Raw genomic sequence first — 17921 nt, forward strand, 5'->3', positions numbered from 1 at the left:
GTTTGATAAACAAAAAACAGCCAGTTCTTTAACAGCTTCAGAACATCTCTCCACCAGTTTTTGGATGATTTTTTTAGGGGGTCAATTTAAAATGGCGGAAGGGGGTTAGTTTGGGTGGTATTTACACGTAAACAACGCTCCACAAAACTGACAACATCTTTGAATCCGAATGTTACTGCTCATGATGTAGCTATAAGTAGCTCCTTGTTGCTACGTGTAGCTGCATGTAGCTATGTGTAGCATAATTTCGCCGATTTTTTGATTGGGCAACAAAATAAGCAGACTTGGCAACAAAAGGGCAACAAAAACATGTGTTTTTTTGTTGCCCAAAAGCAGAAAAGAGAAGAATCTATAATCGTATATTATTGAAAATCAAATAAAAGAAGAAATAGGAAATCAACGTTACTTTCCGATACAGAATTTGCTGAAGATATAATCAAGACGATCTTCGTTTGTGATTTCGCCGGTTATATCGCCTAAGAAATGCAGACAACGGCGGATATCCAATGCAAGCAGATCGCCGGGTAAATTGTTATCAAGCCCTCCTTTAATATCGTTGAGCGATTTTTCTACTTCCTGCAATGCGGCATAATGTCTTGCATTGGTTACTATCGTGTTTTCTGTTTGTACCGTACCCTGTACAACTTTATCAATCAACCGTTGTTTTAAAACATCGATATGCCTGTGCGATTTTGCAGCAATGAACAACACGCCATCTCCTGAAAATTTTTGCTGTGCTGCCTCTTCACCAATTACATCTACTTTGTTTCCAATAAGGAGATAGTTTTTATTCTGTTGTTGTACCTGCTGCAATGCAGTTTCCAGCTCGGTTTGCGATTCTGCATTTACATCAAAAAGATACAGCACCAGATCGGCCTGTTGCATTTTCTCCATACTCTTTTCAACACCAATCACTTCAATTGCATCGGTACTCTTACGTATTCCTGCCGTATCAATTAAACGAAAAAGAATGCCATTAATATTCAGCACCTCTTCAATAGTGTCTCTTGTTGTACCTGCAATATCACTTACAATTGCACGGTTCTCATTCAGCAATGTATTGAGCAGGGTAGATTTACCTGCGTTGGGTTTGCCAACGATAGCAACACTTACACCATTCTTAATTACATTGCCTAATTGAAAAGATTGCAAGAGCTCACTTGTTACTTTTTGTGAGCGATGGATGAGTTCATAAAACTTAGAACGATCGGCAAACTCAACATCTTCCTGGCTAAAATCAAGCTCCAGTTCTATTAATGCTGAAAAGGAAATCAGCTGATCCCGTAATTCTTTCAACACAGTTGAAAAACCGCCACGTATGTTGTGTAATGCTGTTTTCTGAGACGCTTCTGTATTGCTTGCAATAAGATCTGCAACCGCTTCTGCTTGTGTTAAATCGAGCTTTCCTTTTAAAAAGGCCCGTTGTGTAAATTCTCCCGGTTTAGCTAAACGTGCCCCATATTTCGTTAACGTATGGATTACCTGCTCCTGTATAAATGGCGAACCATGACAGGATATTTCTATAACATCTTCACCCGTATAACTTTTCGGATTTTTAAATAAAGAAATCACTACTTCATCAAGAACCTTGTCGCCGTCTTTTAAAAAACCAACATGAATGGTATGCGATTTTTGCTGGCTTAAATCTTTAGAAGGGAATAACTGATTAACAATCTCGATCGTTTTTTCGCCACTTAAACGAATAACGCCGATAGCACCTATACCATGCGGTGTTGCCAAAGCAACTATGGTATCTTCCCAACCAGATAATTTTCCAAGCATGCTGCAAATTTAACGCTTGCCTGCATGCTTTGCTACTTTTGTGCAGTTGCATCAATCAATACGTATTTACGAATATCGAGAATCCGCATTTCGTCCATTACATCAATTATTTCTTTATAAGAAGCTTCAATGCCAGGTGCGATCAATACGGTATAATTCGAATCGGTATGCAATTGCTCAATTATGCGTTTACGTTTATCTACTAAATGATCCCGTAAAGAGTTCTGTTTGTAAAGTGTGAGTGACCCTTTTTGAATAGGGTGGTTTTCAAAACCTTCGTAATAATCTACAATTCCGTTTCCTTTCATTTGCAGGGTTATTGTTGCCGACTCGATTGTTTGGTTGGGAACAAGCACATCGTTATCATCTGGAACATGCAATCCAAAAGCTTTGGGCTTCGATAATTCTGTTGTGAAAATGAAGAATGTAATTAAGAGAAAGCCGAGGTCTACCATTGGGGTAAAATCAACCCGTGCTGTGCGTGTGTCGTTGGTATTAATTGCAGCCATATCAATTGTTTTTATTGAGATGACTACACTAAAAAAATCCACACGACAAAACTTATTTCTTTGCTTTTAATAGTTGTAAAAACAAAAGTCCCCATCGGAAATCCGATGGGGAGCTTGCTTGTATATTCCTTTCTGAAAAGGTTTTACGGTTGCTCATCCGGTAAGCGGAATGTAATCTTCTGACGGCGCCATGCTTTTACCTGACGACCGTTTTGAATAGCCGGAATCCACTTAGGTCCACGCTTGATTGCATTTACTGCAACTTCTGCGAGTTTAGAACCTTTCATAGTAAGTGCTTCCACGTTACTTACATTACCTTCTTTATCCACGATGAATTGAACCTCACATGTACCTGCTTGACCATCGTCAACCAGATCATCAATATTTTTCTCTACTTCACGTTGTACATATTGGTTCCATTTACCTTCACCACCTGGGAACTGGGCTTCTACTTCCACTTTGGTAAACACCTGGTTTTCGTCTTCCTTAGGAGCTTCTACCACTTTGGTTTCTTCTTCTACTTTCGGAGGATTTACTACTTCAGGATCTTTAATACCTTCCTGGTCGATCTTCCCTACGTTGGTAATTTCTTCCTGTTCCTTTACTTCTTGTTTTTCATCGAATTTTTCATCTTCCACAATTTTGGGAGGCGTAAACTTCGTGATTTCAATTTTTGGTGGCTCCTGTTTTGGAGGAGGTGGGGGTGGTGGCTCAATTTTTTGCGGCTCTTCCTGTTTAATTTCAGAAAGTGTCACATCAGTTGATTTCACCTTTGCCTTGTCGGAGTTACCAACACTGCGACTAACAATTACGCTTATGAAGATTAACAGAGCTACCCCTGCCGTAATCAACAATGCGGTTGTTAAACGGCGTTGGTAATTTTTTCGGAGTTCATAAGCACCGTAATCTTTATTCCTGCCATCGAACAGGATATCAAGAAAATCGGCGTTTAATATTTTATTTACTTCCATAATTAACGGTTGTGTTTTGTATTAGATGCAAAATCCGGATTATTCCATACATTATTTTCCGCCAGCCGCAGGTGTCGGGCTTTTCCCTTCTGTAATCATAATGAGGGCGTTTTCCCCCTCAGCTATGTCAACTACGGCGTAACGTTTAATTTCCAGTATTTGCATTTCATCAAGCATATCTACTACGTTTTTGTAGTTTGCTTCTTCATTTGGCTTGATGATCACAACGAGATCTTTTTCTGCTGTGGACGCTTTTTTACGCAACAGTTCGTTACGGATTTCTTTAAAATTAGATGATTTAAAGTTTGATCCATCGCTTTGCAACTGCCCTTCGTAATAGTATACGTGATTGCTCTTACTAAGCAACACCGTAAAAGCACCTGAAGCTTTCGCCTGTGTTTGCTCTTCGTCTTTCGCACTATCATCAGGAACATTCAGCTTAAATGCTTTAGGGCTATTGATAGTAGTTGTAAAGATAAAGAACGTGATCAACAGGAACCCAAGATCAACCATGGGCGTCATGTCTACACGGGCATCTTTACGAGCCTGCTTCTTGACCCCAGGACCTTTCTTATGGCCACCTCCACCGGAGTCTTGTGCTATCTCTGCCATTGTTCAGTTTTTTAATTTAAAAAATAGTTTTACTCAGCAGCTTTTCCACCCTGCGTTTGTTGGGTTTTATACAACGGAGTTCCTGAAGGAACACCTTCCATTGCCGTAATAAGCTTGAAAGAGAAGATGCCGTTTTTCTTAAACGCTGAAAGAATGTTTTTGAAATACGGATACGTTGTTGCATTATCCCCATTAAGCATAACATTAGCTGGTTTACGTCCTCCTGTACCAGTTAACAAGGCATTGATATAATCGTTTAACTGGTTATTCAATGTATCTGAAACCGGAATGCCAGGCTGTTTAAACGCTTTGTATTCTGTATCACTTAACCCTAAAAAGCTTTTAAGCTGATTAACAGGAACACCAATACCGCCGCTGGAGAATTTGATAAAGTTTGAAATTTCAGCAGGTGTTAAGCCCAAACCTTTCTGGCGACCTAAAACCTCTGCTGTTAATTGTGCTTTTTCTCTGCCATCTTTATCAGCACTAAAGCTGACGAAAACACGGCCTTCTTTATCAAAAGAAACTTTGAACACATCTTTATCTTCTACCTTTTCGGACGAAACCGACTTCGGATTGTCGATATTAACCACTTCTGGTGGTTTGAACTTCGTTGCCAACATGAAGAAGGTAAGGATCAGAAACGACACATCCACAAAGGCTGTCATATCCACCCATGTACTCTTCCGGGCTATTTTATTAAGTTTTGACACTAGATTAAAGTTTTGAATTATGAAGATTCAGATTCAGTAAAAATCCATACTCGAAAGCCAACTTATTTTGGCCGGTAAGCTTATTTATACTGAGTAGCAAAACTTTGAGTTAATGTGAAACTTGTTTCATCAATACCGTAAGTGATTGAATCGATCTTTGTTGTAAATACGTTGTACATGATCATCGCAAAAGATGAAGTACCGATACCAATTGCAGTATTGTAAAGGGCTTCTGAGATACCAACCGCTAACGCACTGGCATCACCACCACCACCTTCTTTACCAAGGGCAGCAAATGAACGGATCATACCTAATACAGTACCCAACAACGCAATCAATGTTGCAAGAGAAGTAATGGTAGATAAGAATACGAGATTCTTAGAAAGCATTGGAAGTTCCAAAGCTGTAGCTTCTTCAACTTCTTTCTGAATCGCACCTACTTTCTGATCGTGATCAACACCTTCTGCAGTTGTCATTTCACGATATTTTTTCAAACCTGCTTTCATAACGTTTGCAACAGAACCTTTTTGTTTGTCGCACTCAGCTAAAGCTGCATCGATATTTTTGTTAGCGAGGTGATATTGAACCTTGCGGATAAAATCGGTTGCACTACCAGCACCCATTGCTTTTGTGATAGTGAGGAAACGCTCAATAGAGAACACGATTACCATGAGGAATAAGCCAATAAGGAAAGGTACAATGATACCACCTTCGTAAATTGCACTGAGGGCTCCTTTTGGTTTGTGATGCTTAGGCCAGAACCAACCTTCTGTTGCCGGTTCTTCAAAACCACTTGGGTTACCTAAAATAAAACGCCAGATAGAGTAACCGGCAAGGATACACACAATTGGTGCAATCCATGAAATAACGTTTGTGCTCTGCTTTGCTTGCCCTGAAGTAGCGGCTTTTGCTGCCGTTGGTTTTGTTTCAGCCATGACAATTGATTTTTTGGTTTTTAATTAAGTAAGTTTTAATCTTAAATAGTGGTACAATTCTATGAAATTTCTTTTTCAAAAAATCAAACCAATTCCCCTTAACAGGGTGGCACAAGTTAGGGAAATATTTATTTTCTGCAACTTCCGTTCATTTTAATTTTTTGAGTAGTTACAACAATCGTTTGCAGCCGTTTATCATTTTTCGCCGCTTGTCAGTTCCTGTTTCCACTCGTTTTTGTGCCCGATTTGTTTCATTGTTTAACCATTATCTTCAACCGATTTTAAATCCCAACAAAGTATGAAGAAAAAAAGTATGCTGTTATCCCTGCTGCTTGCAGGTAGCTTAACTACCGTAGTTGCCCAAAACCGCCCGGGGGCTCCGGTTACAGGAGGCGCTCCAACACAATCTCCTGCAGGTACGCCAGGCGCTGCACAAGGCCCTCGCACCGCACCCCGACCTTATAAAGACGTAATTACAGACAAAGCAAAAACTGATGAAGGTCTTTTTAAAGTACATTTTCTTGATGATAAGTACTTCTTTGAATTGCCCGACTCTTTGCTGAACAGAGACATTCTTGTGGTTACCCGGATTTCAAAATCTGCTGCCGGTTTAAGCAATGGTTTTTCCGGTTATGCAGGTGATATTGTTAACAATAACGTAATCCGTTTTGAAAGAGGTCCGAACAACAAGATCTTTTTAAAACGTGTCTCCTTCGACCAACGTGGTACAGATGAAAACGGCATGTACAAATCGGTTGTTAACTCAAACACACAACCTATTATGCAGGCCTTCGATGTAAAAGCTTTCAACAGAGATTCTGTTACCAATACACGTTTTACTGTAATTGAAATGACCGATTTTATTGCAGGAGATAATGATGTGCTGTTTTTCAACACCGGTTCAAAAAGCAGTCTTCAGTTAGGCATGATCCAGGCCGACAAATCGTACACACAAACAGTTAAATCGTACCCTGTTAATATTGAAATCAAAACTGTAAAAACATATGGCCGTACGGCATCGCCTGCAACAGCACAAGGTGGTTTTGGAGGTGGTAACCGTGCAAGCACATTTACGTTAGAGCTAAACAGCTCAATGTTACTGTTGCCAAAAACACCTGCAAAAGCAAGATACTTCGATCCACGTGTTGGCTTCTTCACCCGTCGTGTAACAGATTTTGATGCAAACCCGCAAGGCATTAAGGAAATTCAAATGGCTGTACGTTGGAAACTTGAGCCAAAGGAAGAAGATGTAGAAAAATATCTCCGGGGAGAATTAGTAGAACCTAAGAATCCGATCATCTATTACATCGATCCTGCTACTCCAAAAAAATGGGTTCCTTATTTAGTACAAGGTGTAAACGATTGGCAGGCTGCTTTCGAAAAAGCCGGTTTTAAAAATGCAATCATCGGAAAAATTGCTCCTACTGCTAAAGAAGACAGCACATGGAGTTTAGAAGACGCACGCTTTAGTGCTATTGTTTATAAACCAAGTGAGGTTGCAAATGCAAGCGGTCCGAATGTGCACGATCCACGCAGCGGACAAATTCTGGAAAGCCACATCAACTGGTATCATAACGTAATGAGCTTGCTCCGCAACTGGTATTTTATTCAAACAGCTGCTGTTGATCCGGGTTCACGTACAATGGTATTTGATGATGCGTTAATGGGCGAATTGATTCGTTTTGTATCATCACACGAAGTAGGCCACACACTTGGTCTTCGTCATAACTATGGCTCATCTTCAACAGTACCTGTTGACAGTTTGCGCAACAAAGCATGGGTTGAAGCAAATGGCCACACACCTTCTATTATGGATTATGCCCGCTTTAACTATGTAGCACAACCGGAAGATAATATTGCACGTTCTGGTTTGTTCCCTCGCATTGGCGATTACGACAAATGGGCCATTGAGTGGGGTTACCGCTGGATGCCTGAATACAAAACTGCAGAAGCAGAAGTTCCGGTATTGCAAAAGCTCACCACAGAACGTTTAAAGAATAAACGTTTATGGTTTGGTACAGAAACAAATCCTGACGATCCTCGTTCGCAAAACGAAGATTTAGGTAATGATGCAATGAAAGCAAGTGCTTACGGTATTAAAAACCTTCAACGTATTGTACCGAACCTCATCAACTGGACCAAACAACCCAACGAAGGTTACGATGGTTTAGATGAAATGTACAACCAGGTACAATCGCAGTTTGGCCGTTATATGGGTCATGTTGCAAAATGGGTTGGTGGCATCTACGAAACACCCAAAATGGTTGAACAGGAAGGTCCTGTTTACGAGTTTGTTTCGAAAGCAAAACAAAAAGAAGCTGTTACTTTCTTAAGTAACCAATTGTTTACTACACCAACTTGGTTAATCAATAACGACATCTTCGGACGTACAGGAATTAATCCACAAGAGATCATTGGTAACAGACAGGAAGCTATCATTAACCGTTTGGTAGCTGTCTCCACAATGAGCAAGTTATTTGCAGGTGAAGCTGCACTTGGTAACAACGCTTACAAAGCAACTGAATTAATGGACGATCTGCGTCGCTCTATCTTCAGCGAAGTGTATACACGTAAAGCATCAGATATCTATCGCCGCAATTTGCAGAAGATGTTTGTTGAACGTATTATTTCGTTGCTGCCGGGAGCACCTGCTGCTAATACCGGTGGTCTTACAATTACGTTCCAGATAACACCATCTGTAAACGTAAAAAATACAGATGTGTACTCTATTCTAAAAGGAACATTACGCACTCTGCGTAACGATATTAAAACAGCTCTTCCTTTAACAACAGATGCAATGACGAAACTGCACCTGCAGGATTTGAGCGATCGTATTACTGAAATACTGGAGAATAAATAACAAGCTCTTCCAATAAATAAAAAGCCCCCGATGTATTGGGGGCTTTTTATTTAGGCTTATTTATTGAAACCGCTGTAGTAATTGTTCTTTCACCCAACGCCGGTTAATGTGCGCATGATTTTGAAACCCATGAATATGATCGGTCATATCATAAACAGTGATGCCATCTTGTTTTGCCTCCAGTCCCGTTCTTCCTATTCGCTTATTGCCATGTATCAGTGAAGAAAAAAGTAACATCTTGTCTTTTTGATGTTTAAATACACAAACTTGTTTTGCTGATTTGGTAATAGTAACAAAGTCCGGATCTGTTGTGTTGGCGCTTATGTCAGAAGAAAACAAGATCACTTCCCGAAATTTCGGCCCGGCAATGTTGCCTGCTAAAACTCCTTCAAAAAAACGGGCGCCCATTGAATGACAAAGAACAGATGTATTACCTGCGTAATAATGATTAATCTTTTGTACAACTGATGCAAGTTTACTGCCTTTTGTAAATGATTGCTCCCAATTTTGTTTGTAATTAAGTCCGCCTGCATGCCATAGAAAAGAAATAACTGTATAGTTTTTACCGGCTGATGGGCTAAATATTTCGTTGAATGTTTTTAGATACTTAACCTTATGAAAGAAGGACTGTTGCCCCCACATGCAATGAAACAATAAAACTGCATTATCCCCTTTCAACCATTTTTGCAATTGTAAGTCGTTTAGCTCCTCAGGAGAACTTCTTATTTCAACAACTTTTTTTGATTGATCAATAAAGTGTCCGAATAAAAGCAGGTTTTCTTTATCTCTCCACTCAACAAAAAGAAAATTAATCTTGCTCTTCGCTTCAACATCTTTAGCATGTGCCATAAAAAAGAAGTTTGTTGCCAGGATCAACAGCATTGATCTTATTTGAAAAAATTTTGTGCCGTTCATCAGGTTGTTGTTAGTGGTTGCCATAAAACATATTGACAAGTTAAACAGAAGAAGCGGTTGTCCGTCTTACAGGTTTCTTAAAAAAAAGCAGCCTTAATTAAGGCTGCTTTTTTTCGCTTTTCGTTGATGTGATTAATTTTCTTTATTCAGATCTTTCTTTTTATCTGCGTCCATCATTTCCATCAGCTTCAAACCAAGCAATCCGCTAATAGGACCATCAGATCCGTTGTTACCGCCAATTAATACATCGGGTATAATTTTGATTTGACCTTTGCTGATCTCTTCGGTGATCTTGTAACGGGTAAAGTTATCGCCACCCATTGCTTTCACCTGCAATTCGTATGCTTCTGCAGTTGATTTACCAATAGCCATGATCTTTTCCGCTTCGGCCAAACCTGTTTTAGAAATACGTTCCGCATCAGCAGCAGCATTCAGTTTTGTAGATTCGGCCTGTGCAGCAGCTTTCATCTTAATTGCTTCAGAGTCTGCATTTGCACGCATCTTGGTTGCTTCTGCTTCTGCGTTTACGTTCAACTTTAAACTGGTAGCATCACCTTCTGCTTTCTTTACAGTTGCATCTGCAGTGCGTTGAGCAATCTCTACACTTTGTTGTGCTTTTACGATCTCCTTCTGCATATCAGCAATAGCCGTTTCTTTTTCTACACCCTGGCGTTTTTCCTGTGCCATACGTTGTGTTTCATAAGTCTTCTCTTCTTCCTGTGCTATTTTACGATCGGTTAATGTTTTCATCAACGCTTCAGGAGGAACGATATCGCCAATCAATGTATCAACCGCATTAACATTGTATTCTTCCAGCACTTCTTTGATATGCTCTTTAGCAGCATTCTGGCGCTCTTTACGGGTACTTAAAAAAGAGATCACATCGCTATCCTGTGCACTGTTACGGAAGTAGTTACCAATGGTTGGTTCCAGTACCTGGCTTACAAGGTTGTTCATACTGCCGAATCGTGCAATTACTTTTGGCGCTTCTGTTGCAGGAATGTGGATGATCTGAGCCACGTCAAGATTAAAAGGGAAACCGTCTTTCGAACGCACTGTAATTGTTGATAGATTTTTATCTAATGAGTGCGCTTCACTTCTTGCATTTGCCCAGTTCAATACAAGGTTGGTTGTTGGCACCAGCTCAACTTTTGTGGTGTACTTGTTAACGGGATATTTACCCGGACCTAAAGGCTCCATCCACACACCACGATAACCTTTTTCAACAATGTTACCATGCTTGAATGTATCGCCGGTTAAGTCTTTACCAACTTCACCAATATAGGAGATCACCACGCCTACATGACCGATCGGAATATCCGTCATTGGCGTTTCTTCTATCTGCAATGCCCACGGGTTGATGTAATACGAACCTGCAAGTATTACCTGCGGCTGCAAACCACGATTACCTCCGTTTGTAAGAAATGAGTCGAAATTCTGAAAGTTGTTATGTCCTTCAACAAACTTACCCGCAATGGAACCGATAGGAATAGGTTCACCATCCAGTGCAGTTACTATGCCTACCATGTTTTCGTTGATGGTTACCTGGTCAACCACACTTACATCAAACAAATGACGGTTGATACGATACGAACCTGCAGTGATAAACGCTGTTTGTCTACCACGTTGTCCGCCATTATCCAGAAATGCATGAGCATCCTGAAAATTATCACAATCTACCTTGCGGGCAAGAATATGACCTGTTGGAATTTCTGTACCGTCTTTACTTAATACGAGTGCAATTTTACCTTCGGGTACAACCGTAAACGGAATCATATCTACTCCGTATTGCCAGGGCCACATAAACCAGTACAAACCGGGTGCTAATGTTTTTGCCTGGAAACCGGCCTCGCCTTTCGTTGCAATAATACGACCGTCGGGCAGCTCACGGTTTGCACCAATAAGCACAAACTTTTTAGTTACAAGACCAATTTTATCTTCGGGTACAATGACCATACCGAAGAAAACACGTAATACAAATTTGTAGAAGATGAGTGAAAAGAATAATACTAACACCCACCAATAGGCGAAAAATAAGGATGCAATGTCCATGATTGATTAATGGTTTAATAATGAAAAATAATTGTTGTTAAGCAGGATTTACAGCGTTGTACAGCTATGCAGGAGCATTGTTAGTAAGTAGGTGCACCTTGTTAAAAACTTACGGGAGATGACTGAAGAAGCAGTTACGCTAAAATCGAAAAGATGTACGTTCTACATTGGAGTATTTTCCTTTAAAAGGAAGAACAAAGATATTTTACCGTTTACACATGCGGAATAAAATCCGGTGAGAACGGGAAGTACACTTTCACCATCGGTAAAGCATGTATGATGAGTGGTAAGAAATAAAAACTACAGGACTTTGCTTTTATTCATAGCGTAAAGCAGTGATCGGATCGAGCTTAGATGCTTTTCTTGCAGGGTATAAACCAGCAGCCAGACCTGTACCAAAACAGATAGCCACACCTATTGCAGCCCAAAGCCAGGGAACAACAAAACCGGTTTTGAAGAAGATCGCTGCAAGATTACCTACGAGTATGCCGAGGATAATCCCAATAACAGCACCAAGTAAACTTATGAGAATACTTTCCCATAAAAACTGCTTACGGATATTTGAACTTTTTGCACCGATAGATTTTGCCAGACCAATTTCTCTTGTACGTTCGCTAACGGCCACCAACATAATATTGGTTAAACCAATTGCTGCGCCTAACAATGTAATAGCCCCGATAACAATAGCTGCAATTTGTACAAAGCCCAGCGTTTTTTTCAACGATTCAACAATGCTGTCACTTCTGTCTACATAAAAATTATCGGCTTCTTTAACAGGCAATCTTCTTGCCTGCCTGAAGACTCCGGTAGCTTCTCCTACAGCAGCATCCATCTGCGCAAAATCGTTTGCACGTATGGTGATGTTGTAACTGCCGCTGCCGCTGAATACACGACGCACATTGTTGTAGGTAATTAACCCAATATTATCAAGCGAAAGAAACGAGCTGGCGCCTCTGGCTTTCAATACTCCAATAACACGATAACGGTTAGAACCGATGCGAATGATTTTACCAATAGCATAAGCTGATTTTCCTTTGAACAGTTTGCGCACAAGATCGCTGCCAAGTATAACCACATTGCGGCCACTTTCAACATCAAGCTTATTAAAATCACGCCCCTGCTCTAATGTATAACCACTGTTCAATAAATAATTTTCATCGCCACCAATAACACGCACATTCGGATTTGTTTTTTGCTCTTCGAAGAAAACCGTTGCGTTGCCGCTTGCAAATTTCGAAATACTTACAGTTGCAGGAAAAGTAAATTGTTCTTTAAACCTTCGTGCTTCATCAAACGTAATAAAGCGATCAAGATTGGAACTGCGTTGCTTTGTTCCGCCTTTTTTAGTTCGGGTTAAATCGCTACGAGGGCCGCCACCAAAACGAATATTCCGTTCTTTATAACGTAAGCTGAAGGAATTGGCGCCGAGAATAGAGAAGTTCTCGTACAAACTCTGGTTCATTGCTTCAATAGCTGTAATAATTCCAATCAATGCCATAATACCAAACGCAATAATGGACACAGTAATGCCCGTACGTAATTTGTTGGAACGAATGGTTCGCCAGGCTAATGATAAGATGTCGGAGAATGTCATATGCGCATTTGAAATAAAGCGGCAACCAGCCTTTTTATTCTTCCCGAAATTAAGAAAGCTCCGCCGAATTGCAAGCTGTTTCTATAAACGGCAAAGCCCCCCTTTAAAACGGGGGCTTTGCGTATCTGTTTTATTAAAAGATCTTAAAAAAAGATCAACATGTCTAATAACAGCGAAGGATAAACCCCAAGCACAATAATAACTGCAGCTACAAGCACCAGCAGGGCTTTAAAAGGAGTTGCAAGTTCCAACTCCTGTGTTTCGCCTTCTTTAAAATACATGGCTTGGATAACACGGAAATAGTAATACACACTCACTGCCGCCATTACCACTGCAAAGATCACCAACCACAGGTAAGTACCTGTTTTAACGGCAGCAGCCAGTACAAAATACTTTGCGAAGAAACCTGCTGTTAACGGAATACCCGCCAGTGATAAGAAACAAACAGTTAATACAAACGCAACCAATGGTTGTTTTTTAGCCAACCCATTAAATCCTTCGAATGTATAATCTTTCATTTTTACCAACACAGCAAAAATGCCGATGGTTGCAAAGCAATAGGCTGCGGCGTAAAGCAAGAGGCCTTGCTTCGACAAATCGTTTACGGCAAATACTGCAAACAACATAAAGCCAGCCTGCGCAATACTTGAGTAAGCCAGCATACGTTTTACGCTTTGCTGATATACGGCGGTGATATTGCCGATAAACAATGTAAGTGCAGTAATGATCGCAACTGTGAGTTTCCACGAATCGGATTTGCCTGCAAATGCGTTGATGAAGAGATTTAAAAATCCAATAAAGATGGCAGCTTTTACAATGGTTGCCATAAACGATGTAAATACCGTTGGCGCACCATCGTACACATCGGGAGTCCAGAAATGAAAAGGTGCAGCAGAAACTTTAAATGCCAATGCCACCATAACCATTACAATACCAATAGTTGTAAATGCTGTAAAATCTTCGGATGTGATCATTGCCAAACGTTCTACCTGGAACGAGCCGGCAGCACCATACAAAAATGCAATACCCATCAACAGAATACCCGTTGAAAAAGATCCCATGAGGAAGTATTTCAACGCCGCTTCATTCCCTTTCAGATTTCGTTTATCTGCACCGGTTAAAATATATAATGGAATAGAAACGATTTCGATGCCGATGAAAAGAATCAGCAGGTTGTTGAATAAAGCAACGAGTCCTGCACCACTCATTACAAAAAAGATGAGCGCAAAATATTCGAACGGATGTTTACCAACTGCTTCCACATCTTTACCGCTGAGTAAAATATAAATGATCAAGGCCAGTATCAACACCGTAAGAAACAGCAATCCAAAACGCTCATACTGCAGCATACCTTTAAAGTCGCTGTTGATGATCATTTTTCCACTGAGATCAAATATGTTTCCGATCAGTAATGCCACCGCACCCACAAGGGCAACGGTTTTAGCCGCCGATTTGCTGTTCAGGAACAAACCACTGAACATCATCACAATACCCCAAATCGCCGAAAGTAAAATCAGGTTCATCGTTCTTCGTTAAAAGTTTATTTAAAGATTCCCAGTATAAAACTTGCTGTATCCTTGGTTAAATTGAAAACAGGTGAAGGATACACACCCATTACAAAAATGGCCACAACAATTACAGCCAACGCTGCTTTTTCAATAAAGCTGATGTCTGTATTGTTTGCAGTTAATGCATTCTCGTTACCGTAAAATACTTTCTGGATCATACGCAATGTGTAAATAGCACTGAGGATGATGCTTAAACCACCAACAGCTGCATACCATGCATTGAATTTGAACAGACCGTTGAACATGAGGAACTCACCAATGAACGCATTGGTAAGCGGCAATGCCACGTTTGCCAACGCAACAATTACCAGTAAGATGGTTAATGCCGGAGCTTTTTGTGCAAGACCACCCAACTCACTCATTTTACGTGTACCGAATTTCCGTTCGATCAGTTCAACCACGATCCACATACCCAATACGTTTACACCATGGCTGAAGAACTGAATGATGGCTCCCTGCAAACCACTTTCGTTGTTTACAAACAAAGCCGCACTCATTAAACCAATATGTGCAATAGATGAGTAAGCAATTAAACGTTTCAGATCATCCTGCTGCATAGCAATGATACTTGCGTACACCATACCGATTACACTTAAACCAATCACTACATTATCGAACTCCACAGCAGCATCGGGGAACAAAGGCAATAACCAACGAACCACTGCAAACAAACCCATCTTCACCATCAATGCACTTAACACCATTGTTACTGCAGTTGGTGATTGCTCATATGCATCGGGCTGCCAGGTATGAAATGGAAACACGGGCATCTTAATGGCGAATGCAATAAAGAATAGCCAGAACAACCATGTTTGCTGATCGCCGGATAATTTCACTGCATACAATGATTCCATTGCAAACGATGCATCGGCAGTTTGGAAGTACATGTACAGCAAACCAACCAGCATCAGCAACGAACCGATGAATGTATAGATGAAGAATTTAAATGTAACTGCAATGCGTTTTTCGCCGCCCCATTTGCTGCAGAGGAAATACACCGGAATCAATGCAAGCTCCCAGAAGAAATAGAACAACAACCCATCGGCTGCTAAAAACACACCGAGTATACCTGCCTGCGCCAACAACATCAACCCATAAAAAATATTGGGCGATGAATAAGTTGATTTCCAGGTAGAGGCAAAAATAACAGGATAAGAAAGTGCACCGAGTAAACAAAGTAATGTGCTGGCGCCATCCATCTTTAATGCAAAGCTTGCTCCCAGTTGTGGTAACCATTCCGCAGTAAATGTTCTGCCTTCTTCGTTGTTGCTAACAAGACTATACGTGATGGCGGCAAGAGAAATAAGCGATACGAGCAAACTCCATGTTTTCGCCTGCTTCTCTTCTTTTAAAAAGAAAGCAACCAAACCACCAATCAACGGAACCAATATCATCAATAATGCAATCATAATACAGCTATGCCTGGTTAATTAAAGGAATTTAATTGTGATAACGAATAAGAGCAGAATGCCGATCACCATCCACAATACATAAGAACCAACCTGTCCGCTTTGTAACAAACGCAACTGGCGGCCACTCCACTGTACGCCTTTTCCTACTCCGTTTACAAGGCCATCGATACCACTCTTTTCTACAAAACGATTAAAGAACACACCTAAACTATTAAGCGGTTTGGTAATGATATTGTGATATAACTCATCTACATACCATTTGTTTGCCAATACTTTTCCAAAACCTTCGAGTTCGCCTGTCTCAGGATTCTTGCTGAAACGCTTCAACGCAAAGATGATGGCAGAAGCAATCAGTGTTAAGCTTACTGCCAGTAAAATATATTCAGTCTTATGTTCTAAATGATGTGCCTCTACAGCATCGGTTGATGCTTTGAACACCGGTGCTAAATAATGTTCAAGTTTATGTGCGTCTGCAGCAAACAATTCCGGAATACCAACAAAGCCCGCAACTACAGCAAGAAATGCTAAGATGATCAAAGGCACTGTCATTTGCCAGGGACTTTCGTGCAGGTGATGTTCCTGTTCGTGTGTGCCACGGAACGTTCCTTTAAACGTCATTGCATATAAACGGAACATATAGAAAGCAGTCATCAATGCGCCTGCTAAACCAATGATGTAGAAAACAGGATTGGCAGCAAATGCATGTACAAGAATTTCATCTTTTGAGAAAAAGCCGCTGAACGGAGGAATACCTGCAATGGCGATACAACCAACCCAAAAAGTCCATCTTGTTATAGGAAGTTTTTTTGCCAGTCCACCCATTTTACGAATATCCTGCTCGTGATGCATGGCATGAATAACAGAACCTGCACCAAGGAACAACAGGGCTTTAAAGAATGCATGTGTCATTACATGAAACACAGCACCTGTGTATGCACCAACGCCCAAGCCAAGGAACATATAACCGAGCTGACTAACCGTTGAGTAAGCCAGTACTTTCTTAATATCGTTTTGTTTGATAGCAATGGTTGCAGCAAGAATTGCTGTTGCCAAACCAACTACTGCTACCACCACCTGTGTTGCAGGGGCAAGCGTGTATAAGATGTTGCTGCGTGCAATCATGTAGATACCTGCGGTAACCATTGTTGCAGCGTGGATGAGTGCAGATACAGGTGTTGGACCGGCCATCGCATCGGGCAACCAGGTGTACAATGGAATTTGTGCACTCTTACCTGTTGCACCAACAAACAATAACAATGTAATTACAACAAGAATACTGTCGCCTTTAAACATACCTGCAGCTTGCGGAAACACTTCACTGTATGTTAATGACCCAAACTGTTGAATAATGAAGAATAAACCGAGTAAGAAACCAAGATCACCAATGCGGTTCATTACAAAAGCCTTGCGGGCTGCATTACCGTATTCTGTGTTCTTAAACCAGTAACCAATCAATAAGTAAGAACAAAGACCTACACCTTCCCAACCGATGAACATGATGAGGTAGTTAGCACCTAACACCAATAACAACATGCTGAAGACGAAAAGATTCAGGTAAGCGAAGTAGCGTGCAAAATGATGACTTGCTTCTTCGTGCATGTAAGAAGTAGAATACAAGTGAATTAAAAAACCAACACCGGTAATTACCAGCAGAAACAAAGCCGATAATTGATCTACCTGGAAAGCAAAAGGAATATTCAGTCCGGCAACATTAATAAACTCAAACAGGTTTACAGTAGTTGCAGTAAATGCTTCGGCTCTTGTTTCGTTAAAGATGAGTACACTCACAATAAACGAAGCAAGAATAACGGTACTGCCGATAATTCCGCTGAGCGATTTGCTGAGATAATTTCTTCCTAAGCCATTGATGAGAAAGCCGATCAACGGAAACAACGGAACCAAATAAACCAAGTCGATAATACTATTCATAATACTTTAAGTACGAGTTACGAAGTACGAAGTACGCAATCGTAGATCGTACCTCGTACTTCGTACTTG

The 17921-nt window shown here is 40.7% G+C and carries 13 protein-coding genes; 1 reads left to right on the top strand and 12 read right to left on the bottom strand.

The genetic code is table 11. The features are described from left to right. Positions 1 to 402: 402 nt before the first annotated feature. The 6 genes from mnmE to ESA94_RS13480 all read right to left on the bottom strand — a co-directional run bounded on the left by mnmE (position 403) and on the right by ESA94_RS13480 (position 5522). Positions 403 to 1782 (bottom strand): tRNA uridine-5-carboxymethylaminomethyl(34) synthesis GTPase MnmE, encoded by a 1380-nt coding sequence (gene mnmE / locus ESA94_RS13455; protein ID WP_129131451.1) that lies wholly within the window; start codon positions 1780 to 1782, stop codon positions 403 to 405. Positions 1783 to 1814: 32 nt separating this feature from the next. Next, positions 1815 to 2291 (bottom strand): ExbD/TolR family protein, encoded by a 477-nt coding sequence (locus tag ESA94_RS13460; protein WP_129131452.1) that lies wholly within the window; start codon positions 2289 to 2291, stop codon positions 1815 to 1817. A 143-nt stretch (positions 2292 to 2434) separates the two neighbouring features. Beyond that, complete coding sequence (locus ESA94_RS13465; RefSeq protein ID WP_129131453.1) at positions 2435 to 3262, bottom strand: energy transducer TonB; 828 nt, start codon at positions 3260 to 3262, stop codon at positions 2435 to 2437. A gap of 51 nt (positions 3263 to 3313) precedes the next feature. After that, positions 3314 to 3874: an ExbD/TolR family protein gene (locus ESA94_RS13470; protein ID WP_129131454.1), complete on the bottom strand. Its 561-nt coding sequence runs from the start codon at positions 3872 to 3874 to the stop codon at positions 3314 to 3316. A 29-nt stretch (positions 3875 to 3903) separates the two neighbouring features. Beyond that, positions 3904 to 4587, bottom strand: coding sequence for an ExbD/TolR family protein (locus ESA94_RS13475; protein ID WP_129131455.1), 684 nt, complete (start codon positions 4585 to 4587; stop codon positions 3904 to 3906). A gap of 80 nt (positions 4588 to 4667) precedes the next feature. Beyond that, on the bottom strand, positions 4668 to 5522 hold the full coding sequence (locus ESA94_RS13480) for a MotA/TolQ/ExbB proton channel family protein (RefSeq protein ID WP_129131456.1): 855 nt from the start codon (positions 5520 to 5522) through the stop codon (positions 4668 to 4670). A 298-nt stretch (positions 5523 to 5820) separates the two neighbouring features. On the opposite strand from ESA94_RS13480, the gene ESA94_RS13485 reads away from it, so the two are divergent. Next, the gene (locus ESA94_RS13485) at positions 5821 to 8382 is read left to right on the top strand and encodes a zinc-dependent metalloprotease (protein ID WP_129131457.1); all 2562 of its coding nucleotides are present in this window, start codon (positions 5821 to 5823) and stop codon (positions 8380 to 8382) included. A gap of 60 nt (positions 8383 to 8442) precedes the next feature. On the opposite strand, the gene ESA94_RS13490 is transcribed toward ESA94_RS13485, so the two are convergent. From ESA94_RS13490 to nuoL, 6 genes are all read right to left on the bottom strand, one after another. Continuing rightward, entirely contained in the window at positions 8443 to 9321 is an 879-nt protein-coding gene (locus tag ESA94_RS13490; protein ID WP_129131458.1) for an alpha/beta hydrolase, read from the bottom strand. A gap of 108 nt (positions 9322 to 9429) precedes the next feature. After that, on the bottom strand, positions 9430 to 11349 hold the full coding sequence (locus ESA94_RS13495; RefSeq protein WP_129131459.1) for an SPFH domain-containing protein: 1920 nt from the start codon (positions 11347 to 11349) through the stop codon (positions 9430 to 9432). 316 nt (positions 11350 to 11665) lie between these two features. After that, the gene (locus ESA94_RS13500; RefSeq protein WP_129131460.1) at positions 11666 to 12943 is read right to left on the bottom strand and encodes an ABC transporter permease; all 1278 of its coding nucleotides are present in this window, start codon (positions 12941 to 12943) and stop codon (positions 11666 to 11668) included. Positions 12944 to 13086: 143 nt separating this feature from the next. Continuing rightward, positions 13087 to 14466, bottom strand: coding sequence for an NADH-quinone oxidoreductase subunit N (locus tag ESA94_RS13505; RefSeq protein ID WP_129131461.1), 1380 nt, complete (start codon positions 14464 to 14466; stop codon positions 13087 to 13089). A gap of 17 nt (positions 14467 to 14483) precedes the next feature. Further along, positions 14484 to 15920 carry a complex I subunit 4 family protein gene (locus ESA94_RS13510; RefSeq protein WP_129131462.1) on the bottom strand — a complete coding sequence of 479 codons (1437 nt, stop codon included), beginning with the start codon at positions 15918 to 15920 and terminating at the stop codon, positions 14484 to 14486. A 21-nt stretch (positions 15921 to 15941) separates the two neighbouring features. Continuing rightward, entirely contained in the window at positions 15942 to 17852 is a 1911-nt protein-coding gene (gene nuoL / locus ESA94_RS13515) for an NADH-quinone oxidoreductase subunit L (protein WP_205755981.1), read from the bottom strand. Positions 17853 to 17921 lie beyond the last annotated feature (69 nt).

This window comes from Lacibacter luteus (assembly GCF_004118265.1).
In the GTDB taxonomy this organism is placed as follows: domain Bacteria; phylum Bacteroidota; class Bacteroidia; order Chitinophagales; family Chitinophagaceae; genus Lacibacter; species Lacibacter luteus.

Bases quoted from the DNA above. Each gene is read 5' to 3' on its own strand.
- ESA94_RS13465 (WP_129131453.1), bottom strand. From the start codon at position 3,262: ATGGAAGTAAATAAAATATTAAACGCCGATTTTCTTGATATCCTGTTC.
- ESA94_RS13505 (WP_129131461.1), bottom strand. From the start codon at position 14,466: ATGAACCTGATTTTACTTTCGGCGATTTGGGGTATTGTGATGATGTTC.
- mnmE (WP_129131451.1), bottom strand. From the start codon at position 1,782: ATGCTTGGAAAATTATCTGGTTGGGAAGATACCATAGTTGCTTTGGCA.
- ESA94_RS13510 (WP_129131462.1), bottom strand. From the start codon at position 15,920: ATGATTGCATTATTGATGATATTGGTTCCGTTGATTGGTGGTTTGGTT.
- ESA94_RS13470 (WP_129131454.1), bottom strand. From the start codon at position 3,874: ATGGCAGAGATAGCACAAGACTCCGGTGGAGGTGGCCATAAGAAAGGT.
- ESA94_RS13460 (WP_129131452.1), bottom strand. From the start codon at position 2,291: ATGGCTGCAATTAATACCAACGACACACGCACAGCACGGGTTGATTTT.
- ESA94_RS13500 (WP_129131460.1), bottom strand. From the start codon at position 12,943: ATGACATTCTCCGACATCTTATCATTAGCCTGGCGAACCATTCGTTCC.
- ESA94_RS13485 (WP_129131457.1), top strand. From the start codon at position 5,821: ATGAAGAAAAAAAGTATGCTGTTATCCCTGCTGCTTGCAGGTAGCTTA.
- nuoL (WP_205755981.1), bottom strand. From the start codon at position 17,852: ATGAATAGTATTATCGACTTGGTTTATTTGGTTCCGTTGTTTCCGTTG.
- ESA94_RS13480 (WP_129131456.1), bottom strand. From the start codon at position 5,522: ATGGCTGAAACAAAACCAACGGCAGCAAAAGCCGCTACTTCAGGGCAA.
- ESA94_RS13490 (WP_129131458.1), bottom strand. From the start codon at position 9,321: ATGGCAACCACTAACAACAACCTGATGAACGGCACAAAATTTTTTCAA.
- ESA94_RS13495 (WP_129131459.1), bottom strand. From the start codon at position 11,349: ATGGACATTGCATCCTTATTTTTCGCCTATTGGTGGGTGTTAGTATTA.